The organism is Chamaesiphon sp. OTE_20_metabat_361 (assembly GCF_031364565.1).
Window position 1 is genome coordinate 1 of the sequence record NZ_JANLWO010000712.1, and the last position, 23,733, is coordinate 23,733.

At 46.6% G+C, this 23,733-nt stretch carries 19 protein-coding genes; 10 read left to right on the top strand and 9 right to left on the bottom strand.

The window, feature by feature from the left end:
* The first annotated feature begins 49 nt into the window (after nt 1–49).
* Both RMO35_RS20070 and RMO35_RS20075 read left to right on the top strand, forming a co-directional pair.
* Complete coding sequence (locus tag RMO35_RS20070) at nt 50–982, top strand: phytoene synthase (RefSeq protein WP_309743594.1); 933 nt, start codon at nt 50–52, stop codon at nt 980–982.
* A gap of 145 nt (nt 983–1,127) precedes the next feature.
* Nucleotides 1,128–2,267, top strand: a complete 1,140-nt coding sequence (locus RMO35_RS20075; protein WP_396135703.1) for a fatty acid desaturase — start codon at nt 1,128–1,130, stop codon at nt 2,265–2,267.
* 185 nt (nt 2,268–2,452) lie between these two features.
* Here the strand turns inward: RMO35_RS20075 and RMO35_RS20080 are convergent, their stop codons facing one another.
* The 6 genes from RMO35_RS20080 to RMO35_RS20105 form a co-directional block, all read right to left on the bottom strand.
* Nucleotides 2,453–3,394: a GDP-L-fucose synthase gene (locus RMO35_RS20080; RefSeq protein ID WP_309743562.1), complete on the bottom strand. Its 942-nt coding sequence runs from the start codon at nt 3,392–3,394 to the stop codon at nt 2,453–2,455.
* Nucleotides 3,395–3,594: 200 nt separating this feature from the next.
* Entirely contained in the window at nt 3,595–4,674 is a 1,080-nt protein-coding gene (gmd, locus tag RMO35_RS20085) for a GDP-mannose 4,6-dehydratase (protein WP_309743564.1), read from the bottom strand.
* A 110-nt stretch (nt 4,675–4,784) separates the two neighbouring features.
* Nucleotides 4,785–5,480 (bottom strand): sugar transferase, encoded by a 696-nt coding sequence (locus RMO35_RS20090; protein ID WP_309743566.1) that lies wholly within the window; start codon nt 5,478–5,480, stop codon nt 4,785–4,787.
* A 75-nt stretch (nt 5,481–5,555) separates the two neighbouring features.
* On the bottom strand, nt 5,556–6,743 hold the full coding sequence (locus RMO35_RS20095; protein WP_309743568.1) for a glycosyltransferase: 1,188 nt from the start codon (nt 6,741–6,743) through the stop codon (nt 5,556–5,558).
* Between the two features lie 55 nt (nt 6,744–6,798).
* Nucleotides 6,799–7,470, bottom strand: a complete 672-nt coding sequence (locus RMO35_RS20100) for a transglutaminase-like domain-containing protein (protein ID WP_309743570.1) — start codon at nt 7,468–7,470, stop codon at nt 6,799–6,801.
* Nucleotides 7,471–7,735: 265 nt separating this feature from the next.
* Entirely contained in the window at nt 7,736–9,286 is a 1,551-nt protein-coding gene (locus RMO35_RS20105; protein WP_309743572.1) for an FAD-binding oxidoreductase, read from the bottom strand.
* Nucleotides 9,287–9,313: 27 nt separating this feature from the next.
* On the opposite strand from RMO35_RS20105, the gene RMO35_RS20110 reads away from it, so the two are divergent.
* Nucleotides 9,314–9,742: a TerB family tellurite resistance protein gene (locus RMO35_RS20110; RefSeq protein ID WP_309743574.1), complete on the top strand. Its 429-nt coding sequence runs from the start codon at nt 9,314–9,316 to the stop codon at nt 9,740–9,742.
* A 287-nt stretch (nt 9,743–10,029) separates the two neighbouring features.
* Complete coding sequence (locus tag RMO35_RS20115) at nt 10,030–11,085, top strand: ABC transporter permease (RefSeq protein ID WP_309743576.1); 1,056 nt, start codon at nt 10,030–10,032, stop codon at nt 11,083–11,085.
* Between the two features lie 145 nt (nt 11,086–11,230).
* Here RMO35_RS20115 and dprA read toward each other — a convergent pair whose 3' ends face one another.
* The gene (dprA, locus tag RMO35_RS20120; RefSeq protein WP_309743578.1) at nt 11,231–12,382 is read right to left on the bottom strand and encodes a DNA-processing protein DprA; all 1,152 of its coding nucleotides are present in this window, start codon (nt 12,380–12,382) and stop codon (nt 11,231–11,233) included.
* Nucleotides 12,383–12,886: 504 nt separating this feature from the next.
* Here dprA and RMO35_RS20125 point away from each other — a divergent pair.
* The 3 genes from RMO35_RS20125 (at nt 12,887) to RMO35_RS20135 (ending at nt 17,329) form a co-directional block, all read left to right on the top strand.
* Nucleotides 12,887–15,286, top strand: a complete 2,400-nt coding sequence (locus RMO35_RS20125; RefSeq protein ID WP_309743580.1) for a DUF1574 family protein — start codon at nt 12,887–12,889, stop codon at nt 15,284–15,286.
* 65 nt (nt 15,287–15,351) lie between these two features.
* The gene (locus RMO35_RS20130; protein WP_309743582.1) at nt 15,352–16,878 is read left to right on the top strand and encodes an MBOAT family O-acyltransferase; all 1,527 of its coding nucleotides are present in this window, start codon (nt 15,352–15,354) and stop codon (nt 16,876–16,878) included.
* Between the two features lie 34 nt (nt 16,879–16,912).
* Nucleotides 16,913–17,329, top strand: a complete 417-nt coding sequence (locus tag RMO35_RS20135; RefSeq protein WP_396135043.1) for a secondary thiamine-phosphate synthase enzyme YjbQ — start codon at nt 16,913–16,915, stop codon at nt 17,327–17,329.
* 185 nt (nt 17,330–17,514) lie between these two features.
* Here the strand turns inward: RMO35_RS20135 and RMO35_RS20140 are convergent, their stop codons facing one another.
* A complete protein-coding gene (locus RMO35_RS20140; protein ID WP_309743584.1) occupies nt 17,515–18,390 on the bottom strand; it encodes an NAD(P)-dependent oxidoreductase in 876 nt (291 codons plus the stop codon).
* 217 nt (nt 18,391–18,607) lie between these two features.
* Nucleotides 18,608–20,113: a catalase gene (locus tag RMO35_RS20145; protein ID WP_309743586.1), complete on the bottom strand. Its 1,506-nt coding sequence runs from the start codon at nt 20,111–20,113 to the stop codon at nt 18,608–18,610.
* A 255-nt stretch (nt 20,114–20,368) separates the two neighbouring features.
* Here RMO35_RS20145 and RMO35_RS20150 point away from each other — a divergent pair, with 255 nt between their 5' ends.
* The 3 genes from RMO35_RS20150 to RMO35_RS20160 all read left to right on the top strand — a co-directional run.
* On the top strand, nt 20,369–20,764 hold the full coding sequence (locus tag RMO35_RS20150; protein WP_309743588.1) for a helix-turn-helix domain-containing protein: 396 nt from the start codon (nt 20,369–20,371) through the stop codon (nt 20,762–20,764).
* 510 nt (nt 20,765–21,274) lie between these two features.
* Nucleotides 21,275–22,990 carry an AarF/ABC1/UbiB kinase family protein gene (locus RMO35_RS20155; protein ID WP_309743590.1) on the top strand — a complete coding sequence of 572 codons (1,716 nt, stop codon included), beginning with the start codon at nt 21,275–21,277 and terminating at the stop codon, nt 22,988–22,990.
* A gap of 68 nt (nt 22,991–23,058) precedes the next feature.
* The coding region (locus tag RMO35_RS20160; RefSeq protein WP_309743592.1) for a deoxyribodipyrimidine photo-lyase at nt 23,059–23,733 on the top strand (675 nt) is incomplete at its 3' end.

Below are 23,733 nucleotides of genomic sequence, written 5' to 3' on the forward strand. Positions count from 1 at the left end.
CCCCTATTCCCTATCCCCTATCCCCTACCTAGTCCCTAGTCTCGTGCCAATGCTGCAACTGGATAAGTCCCTACCGATCGTGACAATGCTAACATCGACCGAGGAATCATACGAACTCTGTCGCCAAATAACTGCCCAATACGGCAAAACATTTTATTTGGCTACACTACTGATGTCAGTCCCCAAGCGGCGGGCGATTTGGGCGATTTATGCCTGGTGTCGCAACACCGATGAATTGGTCGATGGAGCGGATGCAGATGAAACGACGCCAGCGACACTCGATAGTTGGGAGCATCAGCTCGAAGAAATGTTTAGGGGCAACCCAACCTCTAACTATGATGTAGCATTGGTCGATACGATCGCGCGATTTCCTGATTTGCAGATCGAACCATTTCGGGATATGGTAACTGGGCAGCGGATGGATCTCCGCAAGAATCGCTATCAAAGTTTTGAAGAATTGTCGCTTTACTGCTATCGAGTCGCTGGTACCGTCGGCTTGATGTCGAATGCGGTCGTCGGTGTCGATCCACTCCAATTTACAGCACCTTGGAATTGCGATCGAGTAGATATTCCCACCGAAGAAGCTGTAGCTTTGGGAATTGGCAAGCAATTAACTAATATCCTGCGAGATGTCGGCGAGGATGCCGAGCGGGGACGGATTTATTTACCCCTCGATGAGTTGGCTCTATTCGGCTATACCGAACAAGATTTGATGAATCAAGTCGTCAATGACAATTGGCGAGCGTTAATGCAGTTTCAAATTCAACGCGCACGGAAGTATTATCAACAAGCCGAAAGCGGCATCACTCGGCTCAGTCCCGACGTGCGCTGGCCTGTATGGGCAGCTTTGTTACTGTATCAGCAGATTCTAGACTCGATCGAGCGCAACGATTATGATGTGTTTACGCGTCGCGCTTACGTGAGCACGCCCAAAAAGATCTGGTGTCTACCCGGTTCGTTGATGCGATCGTTGGTTAAATAAAGTTAGTGTTTGCCCGGTTCGCCGCTCCGAGTGCTGGTTAAATGACGATTATTTTTAGTCTGCTCGGACACATTAATTAGCTAGCAAGCGTCACTGTCTAACAATGTAGTTTATCTCTATAAGTACTTACACAAATTTTTACGGAATGAACGCCACACTGAAAAAGTCGGATTTTGTACTTACTCCATATATGAAGAGTAACAACTTGCTGGCAACATATCAAATTTTAATTACGCTCGTTCCGTATGGATGTTTATGGTTCTTAGCAGTTACAGCGGCACACATTTCGGTGTGGTTGCTACCACCGATTCTCATTCTGATGTCGCTGCTTTCGGTGCGATCTTTTTCACTGATGCACGATTGCGGTCACTACTCACTATTTAGCTCAAAAAAAGTCAATCGCTGCGTGGGTTTTTGTTTGGGTGTAATCAATGCCATCCCACAATACCCCTGGTCGCGCGACCATGCTTATCATCATAAAACTAATGGTGATTGGGAACGATATCGTGGTGTCGCTGACTTTCTCTCGACCACTGAGTTTGCCAAGCTCAATGCTAAAGACCGCCAGGTTTATCAATTTATTCGCCAGCCAATTATGGCGATTCCGGGTGGATTTTTCTATTTAGCGATCGCGCCGAGAATGGCACTAGTTTTGGGAGTTTACGATTTATTTCGAGACCTAATTAGCGATCGACCTCAACAGCCAGGGCTAAGTTTAGCAGCTAAGCTCGATACTCATAGCTCTAAATATTGGCAGTCAAAAACCGAATTTTGGGACTTACTATTAAATAATATCTGCGTCATTAGTAGCTGGATTCTGATGAGTAATCTCTTGGGTGCGGGTTTATTTTTGAGTATTTACTCCGTCGTGTTGACACTCTCGGCTGTAGTGTTTATTTGGGTCTTTTTCGTCCAGCATATTTTTGAAGGCTCCTATGCCCATCAAACGGCAGATTGGGACTACTTGCAGGGTGCGGTTGAGGGGAGTAGTTATTTAGAATTACCCACGATCCTCAAGTGGTTTACAGCAGATATCGGCTATCATAATATCCATCATCTCTCCGAACGCATCCCCAATTACCATCTCCAAGCTTGTCATCTGCACAATCTGCACCTGCTCTCGAATGTCAAAACATTACGCCTTGGCGATATGCTAGACTGTGCTAAATATATTTTATGGGATGCCGATACTCAGCAGTTAGTCTCGATCGAGTCATTTTTACAGGATGAGAGACAAGCTAGGATCGTAGCAGCTCCCATCCCCGCGATCGCAAATTTCCGTTAATATCTTTAGCCGATTTTAGCCGTAAAACAGCCCCAACTTCTACTAGAAGTTGGGGCTAAATAATTATAGATATTAGTTATCCATTTTTGCAAACCGTCTAGCAATAAAGGCTCAGCTTAGAATCGCTATCCACTATTCACTATCCACTATTCACTTTGTTTTGATGTACGATGTGAATCTACTAACTATGAGTGAGTGCGATACCACTCGATCGTATTTTTCAAACCTTCCTCAATTTTTACTTGTGCGGTAAATCCAAAGAACTCTTCTGCTTTTTGAGTATCCAAACACCGCCGGGGTTGACCGTTGGGTTTATCGGCTTGCCAGACAATTTCGCCTTGGTAATCCATCAGTTTACAGATTAAAGTAATCAGGTCTTTAATCGTAATTTCATAGTTGGTGCCCAGATTGACTGGATCTGCACCATCGAAACTAGTAGTTGCGATCGCAATCCCTCTAGCCGCATCATCTACATAGATAAATTCCCGGCTGGGACTACCATCACCCCACACTTGAATCTGTTTATCGCCCGCAATTTGGGCTTCATGTACTTTCCGAATTAAAGCTGGAATTACGTGGGAACTTTCGGGTTTAAAATTGTCCGCAGGGCCGTATAAGTTTACAGGTAAGAGATAGATACCATTGAATCCATACTGCTGACGGTAAGATTGTAATTGCACCAGGAGTGCCTTTTTAGCAATACCATAAGGGGCATTAGTTTCTTCGGGATAACCATTCCAAAGATCTTCTTCTTTAAATGGCACGGGTGTGAATTTAGGATAGGCGCAAATCGTCCCGACGCACACAAATTTACCCACTCCCGCTTGATAAGCAGCATGAATTAACTGAGTGCCCATCATCAAATTATCGTAAAATAATTCGGCAGGTTTGAGTTGATTTAAACCAATCCCACCAACGTGTGCGGCGAGATGGACGATAACATCTTGATTTTCAACTGCCCGATGGCAGTTTTCGAGTACCCGCAAATCACAATCGGCAGATCGGGTCACGGTAATCTTATCGGGATGGGCACCGCGATCGTAAAGTTGCTCGATTACCTGTTGTCCGAGGAATCCGGCACCGCCAGTAACGAGAATACGCTGGGTGGATAGATCTAATGTTGTCATAAATTCTGTTAATGTTGGTGTCGAAACTTGACCGATAAAGGTAGGCACTCCGTGAGGATAAATAAATATCCTTAGCATCAAGATAACTTGTAACCGAAATGGTCGGTTGGGCGGGTCACCCGCCCAGCAGCATTACCTACCAGACATCTTACGACTTTTGACTTAGATTTATGACTGACAACCGATGGTAGGATGCGACCTCAATCGTGCATGGTTGCTAGTGCTTGACGGACGATCGCAACATCGGGCAGGACTTCTTCACCGTGATAGTTAGGTGATTTGATACCAAGGGCGTGAAGATCGGTATCGACCATCAAATGGACTAATTCGGTGAATGTGACGGATGGTTTCCAGCCTAGTTTAGTTTGAGCTTTGGTCGGATCGCCAATCAATAATTCTACTTCCGCCGGACGTAAATAGCGCGAGTCAAATTCAACATAATCTTTCCAGTTGAGATTGACATAATCGAACGCAATGGTGAGGAATTCATGAATCGCATGAGTTTCGCCAGTCGCGATCACATAATCATCTGGTTGCTCTTGTTGCAACATCATCCACATGGCGACTACATAGTCCTTGGCATAGCCCCAATCGCGTTTGGATTCGAGATTACCTAGATAGAGTTTATCTTGCTGCTTGGCCATAATCCGGGCGATCGCGCGGGTAATTTTGCGGGTGACAAAGGTCTCACCCCGACGCGGCGATTCGTGATTGAATAAAATCCCGTTACAGCCGAAGATATTATATGATTCGCGGTAGTTTATGGTTTGCCAGTGGGCGAATAATTTGCCGCAAGCGTAGGGACTGCGGGGGTAGAACGGCGTAGTTTCCGATTGGGGCACTTCTTGAACTAAGCCATACATTTCCGATGAGCCAGCTTGATAATATCGGACTTGCAGTTTGGTTCGCAGTTCGTAGTCGCGGATGGCTTCGAGCAAGCGGAGTGCGCCCATCGCCACGGTATCGACGGTATATTCCGGCGCATCGAAACTGACGCGGACGTGGGACTGTGCGCCTAAGTTATAAACTTCATGGGGCTGGGTGAGTTCGAGGAGGCGGCGGAGAGTCACACCATCGGCTAAGTCACCATAATGCAGAAAAAGTTTTGCCCCTGGTGTATGGGGATCTTGATACAAATGTTCGATCCGATCGGTATTAAAAGTCGATGTCCGCCGAATGATGCCGTGAACTTCGTAGCCTTTAGAAAGTAGCAGCTCAGCTAGATAAGAGCCATCTTGTCCGGTGATTCCGGTGATTAATGCGCGTTTTATTTCTGTCATTTTAGCTGCGATCGGTTATTTCTGTTAAATCGCTAGGGTCTAAGTTCCCCATTATCATAATCCTAATTGCGATCGTCGGCGACCAGTTTTCCCCATCGCCTGCGTTCTGGTTAGTACGCACCATTATTCTTGGGCATTATTGTCATGAGCACAGTTTTGAGAACTATCTGGAGATCCAGCCAGAAGTTGCGGCGTTTGACGTAGCTGACATCGATCCGAATTCTTTGCGCGTAGGGGATATCGTTGCGCCCTGAGACTTGCCATAGTCCCGTAATTCCCGGTCTAATCGTCAACACTCGATCGATCTGAGTACCGTAGCGCTCGATCTCTTCAGGTACCAACGGACGAGGCCCGACGATACTCATTTCACCTTTGAGGACGTTAACAAACTGGGGAAATTCATCTAAATTGGTACTCCGCAGAAATTTACCAATTTTGGTAATGCGTGGGTCTGATTTGAGCTTGAAATTTTCGGAAAACTCTTGCCGCAGCTCTGCTGATTCTGCCATCATTTCCTGGAGGAGTCGATCGGCGTTCGGGATCATCGTCCGAAATTTAATACACCCGAACCGCTGATAGTTCTGACCGACGCGTTCTTGGATATAGAAGACCGAGCCGGAAGAAGTTCCCGCAATTATCAGCGCCAACACAAGATAGAGTGGGGCAAAAACTACCAGCACGAACAGCGAAAAAACAATATCAAATAATCGTTTAGTTAGATCTTGAGACTTATGACGACGGAATACTCTCGTGTTGGCTGCTTGTCTAGCTACCGGACTGGCAATAGGTCGATCGGTTGCGGTCATTTTACTCCTCGATTTCACTCTATCACCAATATTCCCCAGATATGATTGAAAAGTTATGGTTATCTAGGTCGGTACCTACATTTTTACTTCGCTTTGCTGCCGTCGATCGAGCGATTGCCACTGGCTAGTGTAACGATCGAGTAAGCTCAGATATTGGGATCGAAAGATGTCGGTCGCAAAGCCTTCGGCATGAGTGCGAATGTGCGCTGCTTGGAACTGATGTCGATGAGTTTCAAACGTCGCAATCGCGGCGATGATGGCTGCGGTGGTTTGAGTGGGAAACAGAATTCCCGTTCCCCTGTCGGGATGAGCGCGAATGTCTAAGACAGTTTCCGCAGCACCGCCGACTCCATAAGCGATAACTGGCGTACCACAAGCCATCGCTTCTACTAATACAATACCAAAATCTTCGCAAGCTGCATAGACAAATGCTCTGGCGCGAGCTAAATAGTCTTGAACGACAGTATTGGGCTGCAATCCAAGAATCGTGACGTTAGGTTTGGCAATTTGTTGCAACTTTTGTAATTCTGTTCCCGTCCCGATGACGACTAGCTGTTTACCGTTGTGATTAAATGCTTCCACAATTAGCGCGACTTGTTTGTAGCCGACGAGACGGCAAACGGTCAGATAAAAGTCTTCTTTGTGAGGGTTGCAGGTAAATCTGTCGATCGCGACTGGGGGATAAATCACATCTGCCGAGCGGCGATAACAGCGCCAGATCCGGCTGGCAGTAAAATGGGAGTTGGCGATAAAGTGGTCTACACGATTGGCTGAGAGGACATCCCACTGCCGGAGCTGATGTAGTAAATACCGGGTCAAGATGCCCGGAATGCCCCTGCCGAGTCGGCTTTGGTCTAAATAGTCAAAAGTGAGATCCCAGGCGTAGCGCATCGGCGTATGGCAGTAGCACAGATGCAATTGTTGAGGGGTAGTCAGGATGCCTTTGGCAACGGCATGGGCGGAGGATAAAATTACATCATAGTGCCGCAAATCTAGTTGCTCGATCGCCAGCGGCATCAGGGGTAAATATTTTTGGACGTTACTTTTGGCTCCGGGGAGATGCTGGAGAAAGGTGGTACCAATTTGGCGCTTGTAGAGGTAGCTCTGGGGGTCGCTCGATTCAAAGTCGATCAGTGCATACAGATCGGCATCGATAAATTCGAGCAGTTCTTTGACTACTAATTCTGAGCCGCCAGTGGCTAAGGGTGTCAACCATTCATGCACCAGTGCGTAATTGAGATCCGATCGGGGTTCGAGTGGCACAGAAGATAATGTTGGGGACAGATCTTCACTATCGTACCGAGGATCGCGACAAGGTTTATTGCGCTGGTTCGATTTTATCGAGCCAATGTTTGATGGCTAGGGCGCGATTGAAGTCTGGTTGATGGAGATAATTTGCTTGTAAGTTATGGAGAATTCGCTGTAAAATTTGCCGATTGCTAACTGGTTGGAGGATTTCTGGCGGTAAGAAGGGGATATCTTGTTGATAGATTTTCATCAATTTTTGGCGACAGTCTTCGACAAATAAAATTTCACCGCGATCGAAGACATCGACAAAAATTCCGGCATTTGCAAAGTTAGGGCGAATCAGAAAATGTCCCGGCATTCCAATCCCGACCATCGGAAAGTCGATCGCTTTGGCTAAATGGAGATAAATGATGGCTAGGGTAATGGGAATTCCTGTCCGTCGATCGATAACTTCATTGAGAAAGCTATTGCACGGGTTATAATAATCGGCTTCGTTGCCATAAAAGCCTAATTCGGTGTACAAGTATTCATTAATAACTTGAATGACTTTGAGCGGATAGCGATCTGCGGGTATTCTTTGAGCTAAATCTGCACTCATGTCAGCTAAAGCTTGTAAGTAGCGATCGACATCGAGATCGGGATCCTCAATTTGGGCGATATACAATGCTGCTTTTGATAGATTTATTTCGCGATCGTCAGGGCGATCTATTTCAGTCAAAAAATTAGCTAATGATTTAGTCATTGAGGATTAGGAATTTTCAGTGTGGGCGATACCGGGATAAGTATTGATTATCCAATCAATCACTATTATATATTTAATCTAAGTTGGTACCTAGAGAATGCCTACGATTGAAATCGTGGCTAATAATGCAAAGTCCGCCTACGCGGACTAATCAATTCAGTCCGCGTAGGCGGACTTTGCATCACAAGCAGCGGTTTCCAACCGCTTTGCTTAAAAGCAACTTGGGTTGTTTAATAGTCTAGAGCTACGAGTTAAGATTTCACGATTAGTGATGTAGATCGCTGCCCGAACCATAGCGATAAGCTTGTAAAAGTTGCCGATAATAATACTGCTGTGCTGGAGATAGTCGATCTAGTAGTGGCGAAACTAATCGACCGATCGGGTAAAGTCCATTGTATCCACATAGCTTGAGATAATTAATCAGCCAATCGAGTAAAGTAATGATGCCAACGTGGGGCACAACGGGGATTACGGCGAGCGGATTGGTAAGTGATGTTTGAAGTAACGTACTAGTAAGCGCGGGGAACTGGACGACATCTTGCAAAAATGGTCGCAGCACATCGTCGCCTAAATCTGCCATCGATCGAAAGACAGCAGCTAATAAATTATTAATTGTATCGGGATTTGATTGTTGGGAAATCCCCACGCTCATCGCTCTTTGAAACATCCAAGTGACAGCAATATTGGGCTGATAGGGTTGGAGTAATTGGAGATCTTTATTACTGAGTGCATCCGACTCGATCGCCATCACAATCCCATCAGTCAGGCGCGATAAATGACGCATCATCGCCCCAAATCCCCCGAAGCTGACAGGCGATTGACTGCCACTACTGTCGCCGACTAATAGTACTCGTGCCCAGGGGGTTTTGAGCGGGCTATCCCGGTAAGATGGAAAGCAGCCAAACAGACAACGCTGAAAATTTAGTTGGGCTAATTCTACCTGTTGATATGTTGGCAAGAGGCGGAGATATTCATTAAATAAGAATTTGAGACTAAACCGATCTGGATGGGCGTCGAGATAGGTAAATAAATAAGTAGTCCGTCCATCGCGTGCGGGAAATGCTTCCCAAAAGTACTGACATTGATGCTGAATTGGGGTAATAGAAGCAAAGATATCGCCCGTCTCATTGCGATTGAATCCCGTCGCACAACTCCCGACTACCAAGCAAATTCCTTCGGGTTTTTGACTACCCCGAGCTTGAGCCGCCAAGGGCGAAAAGTGCCCCATTGCATCGATAAATAATTTACTAGTTAATACCCCGGTACCTAAATCGATCGAGACTCCGTTAGGATGGATCGTCACCCGATCGCAACTGGTAAACTCAAGTAACTTACCCCCGTCTGCCAAGAATTTGGTTTTGAGCGTCGCCAGTAAATAAACCGGATCGACACCAATGTTCAACACATCCCGCACCCAGATATCGGGGGTGTTGGGAAAAGAGATCCGCGCTGGGTTGTATTCAGTGGCGATCGAGATCGCTAATTCGGCTTCAGATAGCAGTTCTAGCTCCACCAACACCATCAATTCCGCCCGCGAGATATTCCACTCCTGGACTCGCCCTTTTAACTCTCCCCGCTCGATTACCGCTACTTTCAGCCCACGCCGTTGGAGTGCCGCTCCGAGGATAATGCCCAGCGTACCACCCGCGATCGCGATCTCCACATCGCTGGTTTTTAAAAATTCAGCGCTGGAAACGACCATTTCTCGTGACGATATTTGCCCCTGACGCAAATTTTGCCACATTTTATCGACCCGATCGAGATTAGCAAGGGTATCGGCAGGAAATTGGGCAGCCATGTCAGCAGCGATCGGCATAGAATTATGACAAGAGAACTTCTCACTATGATAGGTCGTATGGATATTCAAGCTCAGGCACGATCGTTACTGAAAATCCTCATCGGTGTAGCTTGGCTCGATGGCCAAATCCAGCCCCAAGAGCGGCAATACCTCACCACACTCGCCCAAACACATCAGCTCGATCGCGATCCGGAAATCGACACCTTACTCACTAGTCCGACACGGGTGACTCCAGATGAATGCGAACGCTGGATTCAAGCGTATTTGGGAGATCGATCGATCTACGATGACGACGAACTCATCGAAGCAATTAGCGGTCTGATTTATAGCGATGGTGATGTCGCCACTGCTGAAGCAAATCTCCTCGTAAATATTCAATCCGAACCGACAGCGGGAGTTCCCACTCCACAACCATTAGTCGCTAAAATTCGGCAGCTTTATCAAAATTGGTGTCAGAAGATTCGATCGGAGTAAGAGGATATTTAGAAAGTATAAGGGTATCACTCGCATACCCTAGAAATCCCCCAACCCCCTTAAAAAGGGGGCTTTCAAAGTCCCCCTTTTTAAGGGGGATTTAGCGGATGCAATCACGCGGAGGTTCCCTCCGCATGTGTTGCACCAAGCAGCGGCGTTTTTATTCGGGGGCTCCCCCCGAATAAAAAAACGACAAGACAGGGGGATTTAGATCTCCGATTAAAAACATAAAATCTTTTCAGGCACCCTCTCAGATATCAGCTATTAACTAATTCTGAATAACTAGCATGACTCGTACCCTATCCGCTAGCAATCTTGTTTCCCAAGGACAAGCCATCTTCACTGGTGAAACTTTTTTATATATTGTCAAGCGATCGCTGCAAGCGCTACTGACGCTATTTCTAGCCTCCATCTTATGCTTTGCCATCATTCAATTATCGCCCGGTAACTTTCTCGATACCCTCCGCCAAAATCCTCGAATTACCCCAGAACGATTAGAAGAACTAAAACAGCTCTTTGGCTTGAGTGAAAAAAAAGATTTGATAACGGTGACTCAGCAATATTTTAAATGGTTGTTTCAAGCACTTCAGGGTAATTTAGGCTTGAGTATGCTGTACTTTCAACCCGTGACATTATTGATCGGGCAGCGGATTAGGGCAACGCTAGAACTGGCACTCGCGTCGATAGTTTTGACGTGGGCGATCGCAATTCCGTTAGGGATTATCGGTGCAGTAAATCAAAATAAATTTATCGACAAATTCCTCCGCGTCCTCAGCTATACCGCCCAAGGATTTCCCAGCTTTGTCACCGCTTTATCACTCTTAGTTGTCGCGCAAATCACTTCGCCGTTGCTCCCGGTAGGCGGGAGAACTAGTATCAATCACGACCAATTATCCTGGTTCGGCCAGCTACTTGATATCTTATGGCACATGATTTTACCGACGATCGCTTTGACGATTACGGGGTTTGCTGGATTGCAACGGATTACGCGGGGAGAACTACTCGATGTCTTGCGCCAAGATTATATTCAGACTGCTCGTGCCAAAGGTTTATCTGAAAATCGGGTCATCTACGTTCATGCCCTGCGGAATGCAATCAATCCTCTAATTACACTATTAGGCTTTGAATTTGCCAGCTTACTCGGCGGTGCCTTTATTGCCGAATTCTTCTTTAATTGGCCCGGATTAGGTAAATTAATCTTATCCGCAGTTACTGCCAAAGATATTTATCTAGTGATGGGTAGTCTGATGATTGGGGCAATCATGCTCATTGTGGGTAATTTGTTTGCAGATCTCCTACTCAAGTTTGTCGATCCACGCATCAAGCTAGCCGACTTGAAATAATTGAAAGGGGGAAAGGGTAAAGGGTAAGGGGTAAAGGGTTGATGTTTAAGTACGCTATTTCCCCAAAATAGCAGGAGAGCCAAACTATCCACTATCCACTAGAAAACTAGTAACTATGTTTTGATGCAAGATGTGAGTTAATTACTTACTTTTGATAACGCATCCCAGGTAACTGCGTTACCAAACCGAGTAACTCTAGATGAATCAAGCTGCTCGAAACAGTTGCGACTGGTAGCTGAGATTTCGAGACAATTTCATCAAAATTTACTGGTATGTCTGTAAGTACTAACCAGATTTGTTGCAGATCGGGCGGTAGCTGCGGTGGGGGTGTTTCCGGTACACTCGATCGCACTGTGACTCGACCGATTGCGGCAGGCTGGAGTGTTGGAGTCACAGCCAGATCGAGCGGCGGGAGGGCGGCGAGTAATTCGAGCAGATGATCTAAGCCGAGGATGAGCTGTGCGCCGCGACTGAGTAGTCCCAGACATCCCAGAGAGTTGGGGTTTTCCAGCGAGCCAGGAAGGGCATATACATCGCGTCCGAAGTCATTGGCTTGATAGGCAGTAATCAGTGCCCCAGATTTAGTCGGTGCTTCAATGACGATCGTGACTCGACTCAAGCCAGCAATAATCCGATTGCGAGCCGGGAAATGCGCTCGATCGGGCGGTGTTTTGGCGGCATATTCGCTGACAATTAAGCCATGCTGGGCAATTTGGGCAGTGAGCTGTCGATTGCGCGGTGGATAGACCATATCTACCCCCGTCCCCACTACGGCGATCGTCAGTCCGCCAGCTTCTAGACAGGCGGTATGCGCCTCGGTATCGATGCCCTGTGCCAATCCTGAGACGATCGGATATCCTTTACTGGCTAAGGCGCTACTAATCTTGCGCGCCCAGCGTTTGCCATAGTCGGAAGGATCGCGGGTACCGACGATGCCAATGGCGGGGGCATGAGCTTGAGGTTGGGCGATCTGGGATTGCCCTCGGTAGTACAACACCGTCGGTGCTGAGGGAATTTCGGCGAGGAGGGCAGGATAATCAGGATCGATTCGCACCCACCAGTCGGGATTTTCGAGCGTATGTTCGTCGCCCAATTTGTGCGGCTCGATGCTCGCCCGAGCAGTAACAATCTTGGCTAGCAATTGGGTACCGATGCCATCGATTTCGAGGAGTTGCTGTCTGTCAATATTCCAGGCGGTTTCCAGATTTCCAAACCGCTGACACAATCGATCGATTAAAATTGGCCCAACGCCAGCAACTTTCGACCAAGCTAACCAATAAATCCGTTCTTGTGACATACGATCGAGTCCACTTTCCTTCGATCTATTGTGCCCGCTCCGGCTGGTATTAATTGACAAACAGCTTTAATCTATCCCCGGTGGCTCAGAGGGTCTCTGAAAGCCAATTGCGTTAGGCATAAACCCTGGAAATCCCCCCGAGCAAGCCTTAGAAAGGGGAGAACCGGATTCAAAGTCCCCCTTGAAAAGGGGGATTTAGCGGATGCGCTCGTCACGGAGGTTCCCTCCAGATTGAGCGCGTCAAGACAAGACAACGACAAGACAGGGGGATTGAGATCTACGATTGAAGACATCCTCTCAAATTACACCGCCAAAAAATGGGTATGGGTAGATCTTCACAAATTGACGGTTAAATCGATATGATAATGAGCGATTAGGCTGCTGGAGAGTTAATATCTAAAGCGTGCCTTGGAGCATACCTCCATCATCGTTACATGTTGTTTAGCTGGCATCTCGATCGAACCTACTTATTTTGAGACCGATCGTGAAGATCTGCACAGGATTATGGCTGACTCTAATTCGACCGATAGCGACGCTACGTTCATTCAGACAACAGATACAGCCTCAGCGCAGCAGCGCCGAATTTTTAGAGCGCTCCAGCAGGTGTTAAGTCCGCTCGGGGTAAGGTTTGAGTTTTCGATCCGCGATCTGACGCAGGCGACTAAATTTGCGGTGGATGATGCGCAGACGATCTTTCAGTCTCCCGACGCCTGCTGGCAAGCCCTCGAATATCGGTTGTGGGTGAGATGTTATTCCCAGAAAACCCTGGATCCGCAACTGCTTGCCGAACCATTAGTGCAACAATTGCGGCAAATCGATCTGCAAAATTTTCAAGATGCGATCGTCCAATTTTCGCGATTTACCGCCCGAGAATCGACAGGCACGCAAATCCCCGATTGGCAATTAAAGCTCGATCTCACGCCGCCCATAGTAAGACTGAGAAGTTGGGCGCGGTGGGGCGATGTGCAAGCGATTACTAAGTTACTCAATTTCGAGCTAGCACCAGCAGATATTCAAGTCAGTACGGTCTTAAAAAATCTCACTTTACAGATTTTTTGTACGGTGACGAGTACGCAGGCTGCCAAGTTTCCCGCCAAAAAAATCGTCCTCGATACGATCGCGCCGTTACTAATTGCTCTAACGCCTCAAGGCATTCAGGGCGCAACAATTCATGGCGTTCAATTTCAACCCGATCTGAGCGGACAGTTAGAACCGCCCGTCTGGATTCACTGGCTAGACTTACCAGCACTGGGAGATCCGCATTACTCGCCCACGCCGATAATTTTGGCCGCACGGGGCGATGAAAATGCCCTCCAGTTTATCCTCGAACGGTTGCTTAATCCCGACTTAGAACAGTGTTTTACCAACGGGGGTGTCAGTTTATCACTGCTATTTCGCCATCAGCTATTGCATGTGATGAGTGAAGCCGTAGTCTGTCCGATTCAAAGTCAAATTGCCACCACAGTTATCAAAGTTTTAACACAACTCAGATTGCCAGGAATTAGGGGCGTGCGCGTCCACGGACGTAGAGCTGGGGAATCGATTTCGCAATGGACTTACGGCGTCGATTTTGATGCGCCACAACCGATATTGCCACCGCTAGCATCGCCACCAAAACCGCCAGAACCGCGCTTTGTTGCCGCAAAGCCGAAAATTAATTGGGGTCAAAAAATCGGTGCCTATTTAGTCAAAACGCGAATCTGGACACCACAATTGGTAATGGCTAAAACTAATCAATTATTCTATCAGCCTCGGTTCCGGTGGCAACCCTCCATCCTATTATTCTTGATGGGGGTTGGCTTGGTAAGTATGGGCGATCTAGCGATCGAGTTAGCGATCGAAGCCCGACATCTCAAATATACTCCGACTGAGGCTATTCAATCATCATTTAATAATCCCCTGCTCGAACAGAAATTAGCACAATACCAATTGCGGTGCTTGCAGCATGGAGTTCCGGATGTATTGATTGTCGGCAGTTCTCGCGCGTTGCGCGGCGTCGATCCTGAAGTATTGCGGCGGAGCCTAATCGATCGCGGCTATCAAAATCCCAAGGTCTATAATTTTGGCATTAATGGTGCCACCGCTCAAGTGGTAGATCTAATTTTGACCCAATTATTAAGTCCGCAACAGTTACCAAAACTAGTAATTTGGGCAGATGGCGCACGGGCATTTAATAGTGGGCGCAGCGATCGCACTTACGAAGCAATCGCGATGTCCGATCGCTTTCGACAACTGGCTTTAATCTCAGCAATCAATACTAATAGTCTCTCAATATTTCAAGCTCAATCTTCTTTGCAAAATACTTATCAGGCGATCGACAATGCCATCGATCGGCGCTTGGATCGGGTATCATCAGCGTATCATCATCGCACGATTATCAAGAGTTGGTTGCAGTCTAAAATCCCTACAGCCGATCGACGTCAGGCACTCCTTAGCGATATAGCTGCAAATGTTGACACTTTAGATGGGAAAGAACAGCCTCGCGAAATAAATTTCGATGGCTTCTTGCCGCTCGAATTAACATTCGATCCCAATACTTATTATCAGAAATACAATAAAGTCACGGGTGACAGTGATGGCGATTATACTAACTTTCAATTGCTCGGCAATCAGGATCGCGCTCTCAATCGAACTGTCGAACTATTAAAGCGTCAGAAGATCCCCTTAGTATTTGTCAATATGCCATTGTCGGATATTTATTTAGATAAAGTCCGTCGCCAATATGAGGTTGTTTTTAAACAATATATGCAGACAATGATGGAGTCAGATCGACTTACTTTCATCGATCTGGATGTTATGTTCGATCGGAAATACGATCGTTTTTCCGATCCAAGCCATCTCAATCAATTTGGAGCCAACGATGTGAGCAAGTATTTAGCCCAGGTTAATGAGATTAGGTGGTAACGATCGATGAGTATTACTATAGCTATTCTATTCGAGTTGTATAAGTCTCGACCTTATTTTTTTAAATGAAATTTATATCACCAGCCTATGCGATCTTTCTGTGCATTACTTTAATATTCTATTGGGCGATCGCTAAAACTCAAAGCCATAAGTTGTGGGTAATTGTAATTTCGAGTATCCTGTTTTATATCTCATTTCGGCAGCTTCAATATTTTCCAGTTATTGCCGTAATGGTTTTGGTTAATTATTGGATTGGTAAGCTTTTACTCGAAAGTCAAATAATTGAATATAAAGAAGTTCAAGATCGCTTGGGAGATGACTACTTTTGGCGATGGTTGCCGCGTGGGAGACAACAACGGAAACGAGTGCTAATTGCCGGAATTCTCTTTAATATTTCAATCCTAGTTTTGGCAAAGTATATTCCTTTCATCGTCAGTATTTTTGCACCCATTAATCCGAATGGACTACAACCGATCGCGATCTGGCTCAAAACAAATTTTTTACCGCCATTAGGAATTTCCTTTCTGAGTTTTGAATCGGCTGCATATCTAATTGATGTCTACAAAGGTAGTCCGGCAACTGGTAATCTACTTAAATATGCTGCATACAAATCATTTTTTCCGAAACTAGTTTCGGGGCCGATTACCCACTACCATCAATTTGCGCCACAATTAAATAACTTACAATTTCCCTCGATCGAGCGGTTGACAGAAGCTGGCTGGTTGATTGCTAGTGGTGCAATTAAGAAAACATTAATCGCAGATAATTTAGCAACATTTGTCAAGCTAGTATTCGATCCAAATACACTCGATCGAGCGGGAAGTATCGATCTATGGCTGGCAATTTTTGCGTATGGATTACAGCTATATTTAGATTTTAGCGGTTATGTCGATATCGTCCTCGGGACAGCCATCTTATTTGGCGTTAATTTACCCACAAATTTCAATTTTCCCTATCTGAGTACGAGTATTGCGGACTTTTGGCGACGGTGGCATATCAGCCTGGGAAACTGGTTGCGTGACTATATTTATATTCCTTTAGGCGGTTCGCGGTTGGGTTTGGCGCGGACTTGTCTCAATCTCATGGCACTGATGCTAATTTCGGGAATTTGGCATGGTGCTGATTGGGGCTATATTCTGTGGGGCTTCATTCATGGAGTTGCGCTAGTTATCCATCGCTTAACTCACGTATTATCGGGCAAAATTAAGCCCCTCGCTTTATTTTGGCAAAGTCCCTGGGGACATATCAGCGGTTGGATAGTAACTCAATCATTAGTATTTATAACTTGGATCTGGTTTCGATTACCCAATTTAGCTCAATCAAATTTAGTATTTCAACATCTGTGGGGTTATCCCCGCGATGCTCAGTTTGTGACAAAGATTTATCTCGAAAATCTCAATCTAGCCGACAGTCAGATTTTCTTAGTCCTTTTGGGTATTACGATCGCAATGACGATCGCTTATATCTTCGATCGAATCCTCAAATTAAATCTCAATTGGCATCTAAAATTAACCCTAATTCCGATTTGCCTGTCTATTGTCTGGTTGTTATCGCCGCCAGAGAGTTTAGCCTTTATATATTTTGAATTCTAAGATAGATTGGTAATATATATTATTGAGATCGATCGTGACTCACTATCAAAAACTTCTGACTATTCCCAGCACTCCTAAATCTTTTGTCAAAATTACTCCTCAGATAAATAATATCGTCACAGAAGCAGCAATTCAAACCGGACTCTGTACCCTCTTTTTGAGACATACATCGGCAAGCTTGGTAATCCAAGAAAATGCCGATCCCGATGTCTTAATTGACTTAGCCAACTTCCTTGCTAAATTAGTCCCAGAAGACGGCAAATATATCCATTCTGCTGAAGGTGCCGATGATATGCCCGCACACATTCGGACGGCATTAACTCACACCTCCGAGCAAATTCCAATTATGCGTGGCAAGTTGGTGTTAGGGACATGGCAAGGTATTTATCTGTGGGAACATCGTCAACACCGCTACAACCGCGAATTAGTCGTTCATATTAGTGGCGACTAGTGATGAGCGATCCTGTAGGGGCAGTGCTGTCTTGGGATTAAGCATCTCACTCGAACTGAGAAAGGTGTTTAAAACTGTCATTAACCTCAGTTTGTGATAAGTTGGCTCACCTACGTCTGGTGCGTTACCCTCCGGGATAACTCACCCTACAATTTGGGATCTTATTTTCATGCTACTCGATCGCCTCACAAGGATAAACTTAGCGATGCTAACTCACTCCGTAATGATGGCAGCTTGTAGCCTAATGAGATTGCCTTGTGATTATCGAGCGACACATCAGCCGCACGCGGCGCTGTCATCGGCAAATCACGTCGATCGATGGGCGATAATAAAGCCGAATCGAGCTGAAATACTTCCGCTAGCAAGCAGCCGAAATCATAGCGTGAGATCCGCTCGCTACCGCCGAGATGAATTATTTCCGAGCCGTGCTGTAACGCCAGCAACAGTCCCTGTGCCGCAGTTGTCGCACTGACTGGAGTCCGAAATTCATCGACAAATAGCTGTAAACTGCGATCGGCACGCATACTGGTAAGCCACGGCTGGATAAAACTCGTCGCTGCTGGTGGAGCCATACCAAACATCAGCGGCATTCGACAGATTGTTGCTTGGGGATAGGCGGCTAAAATCGCCCGCTCGGCGGCTACTTTTTGCTCGCCGTAGATATTCAGCGGAGAGACTGGATCTGTCTCTAGATAGGGTGGTTGCGTACCGTCAAACACCAGATCGGTGGAGGTAAATACCAGGGGGATTTCTGCCCCCGCACAAATCTGGGCGAGGATTTGAGTGGCGGTGATATTGATCTGGGCGGATGGGATGGGCTGCTCTTGGCAAAGGTTGGGACTTGATGCCGCTGCGGCGTGGATAATCGCGTCGGGTGCGATCCGATCGATCGCGGCTGCAACTAACTCGGCGTTTGTCAGATCGACTCGCTCTAGCCGAACATCGGGAATAGAGAGCGGATGTCGATGAGAGATCCCATGTACTTCCCACTCAGCGCGGGCGACTTGGCACAAATTCCAGCCCAGAAAGCCGCTAGCACCAGTAATCAGTAATTTCCGCATCGTTATAATTACTCCCTTTCCGCTCGAAGAGTATATATTTCTCTGACTGTAACAGTTAAGGCTAGATCGCCACTATAAATATTATCTGCTGAAAACCAGCAATTGCAATCCATCGCAGTCAATATATACTCTGACGGAGGGAAGGGAGTAACACTACCCACGATCGAAATCTTGGGTAGTGCGGGAACGGAGCAAATATCCTGATACCAAACTTGCGTTATTTAAGTGCCAGTGATGGCATCATTGCTGGGTCGAGTTTAATTCCCAATCCTGCGGCAATTTGCATTCCATACTGCGGATCTGCGCGGAAAAAATGGCACAATTGACGCATTTGGATATCTTGACGCGCTCCACTCAAACTACCGATAATGTTGTCAACTAATCGCTGTTGGGCATCTGGTTTTAATAAGCGATACAGATCTCCCGCTTGGCTGTACTCGTCATTACCTTGATGATGGTCGTAGCGATTCGGCTCCACCGACGCTGCGCGAACGACCTTAACATGACCCAAATCCATCGCTGGCTCGACATAAGCGCAATTTTGCTTAGGTGCAGCATCGTGACTATTCGGATCGTAATTGGGAGTATTTCCGCCATTATCACCCAAAGCCATCGCGCCGTCCCGCTGGTAGTGCATGACTGGGCATTTGGGCTGATTTACGGGCAATTGTTGGTAATTGGCACCAAGGCGGTAACGCTGCGCGTCGGGGTAGGACATAATCCGCGCTTGCAGCACCTTATCAGGAGAGAAGCTAATCCCTGGCACTACATTGGAGGGCGAAAATGCCGCCTGTTCGACTTCGGCAAAGTAGTTTTGGGGGTTGCGGTTGAGTTCGAGCATCCCGATATCAATTAGGGGATATTCAGAGTGCGACCAGACTTTGGTTAAATCGAAAGGATTGTCTCGATGCTTTGCCGCCTGCTCTTCCGTCATCACCTGGATGCACACGCGCCACTTGGGGTAGTCGCCGCGTTCGATCGAGTCAAACAGATCGCGAGTAGTATAGTCGGGATCTTCCCCTGCTAACCGCGTTGCCTCTGCTGCTGGTAAGTTTTCAATCCCCTGCTGCGTTTTGAAATGGAACTTACACCAAACTCGCGAACCTCGATCGTCGATGAGGCTGAAAGTATGACTACCAAACCCATCCATGTGACGATAGCTCTTCGGCGTACCGCGATCGGAAAACAAAATGGTAATCTGGTGCAGGGCTTCGGGACTGAGCGACCAAAAATCCCACTTAGCATTCGCATCCTTACAATTCGTTTGCGGATTGCGCTTCTGGCTGTGGATGAAATCAGGAAACTTCATCGGATCGCGAACGAAGAAGACTGGTGTATTGTTACCTGCTACATCCCAGTTACCCTCCTCAGTATAGAACTTCACAGCAAAACCTCTGGGGTCGCGATCGGTATCAGCCGAACCCTTCTCGCCACCTACAGTTGAGAACCGCATCAGCATAGGAGTTTGCTTACCAATTTCTGAAAATAGTTTAGCTCTAGTGTACTGAGTGACATCGTGAGTAACTGTAAATGTCCCAAAAGCAGCAGCACCCTTAGCATGGACTACGCGCTCAGGAATGCGTTCGCGGTTGAAGTGAGCTAGTTTTTCCATGAGGTGGAAATCCTGCATCAAGATGGGGCCGCGATCGCCCGCTGTGAGACTATTCTGGTTATCGCCGACGGGAATACCATCAGCAGTGGTAATTGGATTGTGTTCGCTCATAATTGTTAGTTTCTGATTCGATCGTATTAGTCTGCGGAGGCGAACTTTACTGGCGCGTGGAGTGGTTTGAGCTACTTTGACCGGACTAGCTCGATATCGAGCGGGGCTTCATTCCGATCTATGCCTCCAAGTCGTTTAAAATCAACTGCTCGCATCTGCGATCCTTCGATTTGTCATACTATTACTTTAGGTACCATCGTCAAGTTCGTAAAGTACGCACAGATTTTGTACTAAGTATCAAAAAGAATACCGTAAATGACCAAAATTCGACATTCCCGACTCGATTGCAGTCCTGGCTGTTCGGTTGAGGCAACGATTAGCCTCATTGATGGCAAATGGAAATGTGTTATCTTGTTTCACCTATTGGATGGCACTTTGCGCTTCAATGAACTACGGCGGTTTGTGCCCACTGTCACGCAGCGGATGCTCACCAACCAGTTACGGGAGTTGGAAGCAGACGGGCTAATCACCCGAAAAGTCTATCCGCAGGTTCCCCCCAAGGTGGAGTACAGTATTTCTCCCTTGGGGCGAAGCTTGGAACCCGTACTCATGACCTTGAAAATTTGGGGTGATGCGAATATTGGTTTGTTTGCTTGCCCAGATCGATCGCTGGATCGAATATCGAATGATTTGGATCGGGTTCAGAGTTGAATAATCGGTCGATTGATGAAGAGATTGCGATTGACTATCACAGTTAAGGCTGGATCGCCACTATAAATTTTATCTGCTGAAAACCAGCAATTGCAATCGACCTGCTAAGGCAGCGCTGCGCTATCGCAGTCAATATATATTCTTGCGGCGGTTCGGGAGTAGCTAAAGATACTCGCTCAAAGTGCCAGTGGCACTCCAGTGGCTCAGCAAGTACTCTAGATCGTCAGAGAGTGCAAATGTAGCTGCTCTAGCTCAATCTTACTGCCGATCGACACCAAATTCGAGTACATTACTGTCTCCCGATCGATCCAATCTCCATCTACGCACTCCCGCTACTAGGTTCGGTTATTGCGATCGCTCAAAGTAGCTTGTACTTTTGTATACTAATATTAAGAATAATTATCCGATCGAGCGAGAAAAGTTAAGATATTCAGGAAAAGTGTAACGAAATTTAACTTTATCAGTCGATAATTATCATATTACAGATCGAGTAAGAGGAAAATATAAACTGTGAGTCAGCAACAACTCGCCCAACTGCGGCGGTACAACCCACAAGCGATTGCTAGCTATTATCATAGACGCCCTTGGCTGGTTATTTGGCGGGCAATAACGATTGTCTGGTTGTTTGCAGGATTTTTGATTGGCATATTACTCGATCGATCTGTCGGCAATACAGAAATTAACAAGTATCAACGCGCAGAACAACTGCGAGAAATCCTCACGCAATTGGGGCCAACATTTATTAAAGTCGGACAATCACTCTCCACGCGTCCCGATTTGATTAGACAGGATTACTTAGACGAGCTAATCAAGTTACAAGACCAACTCCCACCGTTTGATAATGAGTTGGCGATGCAAATTATCGAAACCCAACTCAAGCAACCTGTCGAAGAGTTGTACAAAGAAATTTCACCGCGTCCGGTTGCCGCCGCGAGTTTAGGTCAAGTTTACAAAGCTAAATTGTATAGCGGTGAAGATGTAGCGGTAAAGGTCCAACGTCCTAATCTATTGCCAACTATCACCCGCGATTTGTATCTATTAAGATGGGCATCAACTTGGATAAAACCGTTTCTACCGTTGAATTTAGGTGATAATCTGACGATCGTCGTCGATGAATTTGGAACGAAGTTATTTGAAGAAATAGACTACCAACATGAAGGACGGAATGCCGAGAAGTTTGCAGCGAACTTTCAGGACGATCCAACAGTTAAAGTCCCCTCGATTTACTGGCGATATAGTAGTCAAACCGTCCTAACTTTAGAATGGATCGATGGTATTAAACTAACCGATCTCGAAAGCATCCGCAAAGCGGGACTCGATCGCGATAAACTCATTAAAACATGTGTTTACGCTGGTTTGAGGCAGTTATTGGAGTTTGGTTTCTTTCACGCCGATCCTCATCCGGGTAACTTATTTGCCCTCACCGACGGGCGGCTGGCATTTATCGATTTTGGGATGATGGATCAACTCACCCAAAATACCAAAGAAACGATCGCCGGATCGATAGTTCATGTAATTAACAAAGACTATCTCTCGCTCACCGATGACTTTGTAAATTTAGGGTTCCTCACCCCAGATATCGATATTTCGCCAATTATCCCCGCCCTGGAGCGCGTATTAGATAATGCGATCGGTGAAAATGTCGGTAACTTTAACTTCAAAACAATTACCGATGAATTTTCGGAATTGATGTTTCAGTACCCCTTCCGCGTTCCCGCCCAATTCTCGCTGATCATTCGCTCCCTCGTCACCCAAGAAGGCATCGCACTGAGCCTCAACCCCAATTTCAAGATCGTCGAAATCGGCTATCCTTACGTCGCTCAAAGATTGCTTAATGGCGAGACTCCCGAGATGCGCCGTCGCTTGCTTGAAGTAGTGATTAAAGATGGTAAACTTCAGTGGAAACGTCTGGAAAATATGATCGGCATCGCCCGCAGCGACAACAATTTCGATCTTTTACCTACAGCGCAATTAGGATTCCAATTTCTGATGTCTCCCGAAGGTCGATCGCTACGCAATCAGATTATCATGGCGCTAACCGAAGATAATCGCTTGCATGTGAGTGAAGTTCAACAGTTGTGGAATCTAGTCAAACAGGAGCTGGAACCAGCTAAACTGCTCAATGTGGCGATCGGTGCGCTAGCGGAGAGTGTACCCAAAGCATTTGGCAATCTCTCGACAGCAGGTGTCAGTTCTCTACTCGGCTCGCTCTCCAATAGCAAGTAAATATTTATAATGTAGGCAGTGCCCTAAACCTAGATAGTGGTTAATGTCCACTATCTAGGTTTCAGTTTTTGGGAAAATATTTATTCAACGATCCTCTAGCCTTCTCCACTGTGGGGAAGGAGCAACAGCCCCTCCATTTCTTACAGCTAATTTTCATGTCAGATTTAGTTTTATTTTGGCATCGGCGGGACTTAAGAATTGTCGATAGCATTGGATTGGCACAAGCTAGCAATACTAATGCTAGAATCATCGGTGTCTTTTGTTTCGATCGAGCGATGCTGTCGCTGGATGTGGCTCCCGTCCGAGTTACTTATCTGGTAGGTTGCTTGAGCGCCTTGGCAGATGATTACCGTCAAGCCGGAAGTGAGTTATTATTTCTCGATGGCGATCCGATCGAGAAAATTCCCCAATTAGCTAAGGCACTCGCAGCTAAATCGGTATACTGGCATTGTGATGTCGAGCCGTATGCCAAGACTCGCGACGAACGGGTGAGCGGTGTCTTACAAGCCCAAAACATCGCAGTGCATAATAATTGGGATCAGCTTCTCCACGATCCGACAACCATTACCACTGGCAATAACCAACCCTATAGTGTCTACACTCCCTTCTGGCGGAACTGGAACAGTCGATCGAAACCAGCACCAGTAGATGTCAAATTGCCCCAGAGTCCCCTAACTCCAGCCGAAAGACAAGCACTCACCCAAGTACCGACGATCGATCTACCTACCGCTCGGGCGCTAGGA

Excerpts from the sequence above, each read along its gene's own strand:
- RMO35_RS20090 (WP_309743566.1), bottom strand. The coding sequence starts at position 5,480 with ATGACCGCAACCGATCGACCTATTGCCAGTCCGGTAGCTAGACAAGCA.
- RMO35_RS20105 (WP_309743572.1), bottom strand. The coding sequence starts at position 9,286 with ATGCCGATCGCTGCTGACATGGCTGCCCAATTTCCTGCCGATACCCTT.
- dprA (WP_309743578.1), bottom strand. The coding sequence starts at position 12,382 with ATGTCACAAGAACGGATTTATTGGTTAGCTTGGTCGAAAGTTGCTGGC.
- RMO35_RS20130 (WP_309743582.1), top strand. The coding sequence starts at position 15,352 with ATGAAATTTATATCACCAGCCTATGCGATCTTTCTGTGCATTACTTTA.
- RMO35_RS20080 (WP_309743562.1), bottom strand. The coding sequence starts at position 3,394 with ATGACAACATTAGATCTATCCACCCAGCGTATTCTCGTTACTGGCGGT.
- RMO35_RS20115 (WP_309743576.1), top strand. The coding sequence starts at position 10,030 with ATGACTCGTACCCTATCCGCTAGCAATCTTGTTTCCCAAGGACAAGCC.
- RMO35_RS20150 (WP_309743588.1), top strand. The coding sequence starts at position 20,369 with ATGACCAAAATTCGACATTCCCGACTCGATTGCAGTCCTGGCTGTTCG.
- RMO35_RS20140 (WP_309743584.1), bottom strand. The coding sequence starts at position 18,390 with ATGCGGAAATTACTGATTACTGGTGCTAGCGGCTTTCTGGGCTGGAAT.
- gmd (WP_309743564.1), bottom strand. The coding sequence starts at position 4,674 with ATGACAGAAATAAAACGCGCATTAATCACCGGAATCACCGGACAAGAT.
- RMO35_RS20145 (WP_309743586.1), bottom strand. The coding sequence starts at position 20,113 with ATGAGCGAACACAATCCAATTACCACTGCTGATGGTATTCCCGTCGGC.
- RMO35_RS20100 (WP_309743570.1), bottom strand. The coding sequence starts at position 7,470 with ATGACTAAATCATTAGCTAATTTTTTGACTGAAATAGATCGCCCTGAC.
- RMO35_RS20110 (WP_309743574.1), top strand. The coding sequence starts at position 9,314 with ATGATAGGTCGTATGGATATTCAAGCTCAGGCACGATCGTTACTGAAA.
- RMO35_RS20070 (WP_309743594.1), top strand. The coding sequence starts at position 50 with ATGCTGCAACTGGATAAGTCCCTACCGATCGTGACAATGCTAACATCG.
- RMO35_RS20075 (WP_396135703.1), top strand. The coding sequence starts at position 1,128 with ATGAACGCCACACTGAAAAAGTCGGATTTTGTACTTACTCCATATATG.
- RMO35_RS20125 (WP_309743580.1), top strand. The coding sequence starts at position 12,887 with ATGGCTGACTCTAATTCGACCGATAGCGACGCTACGTTCATTCAGACA.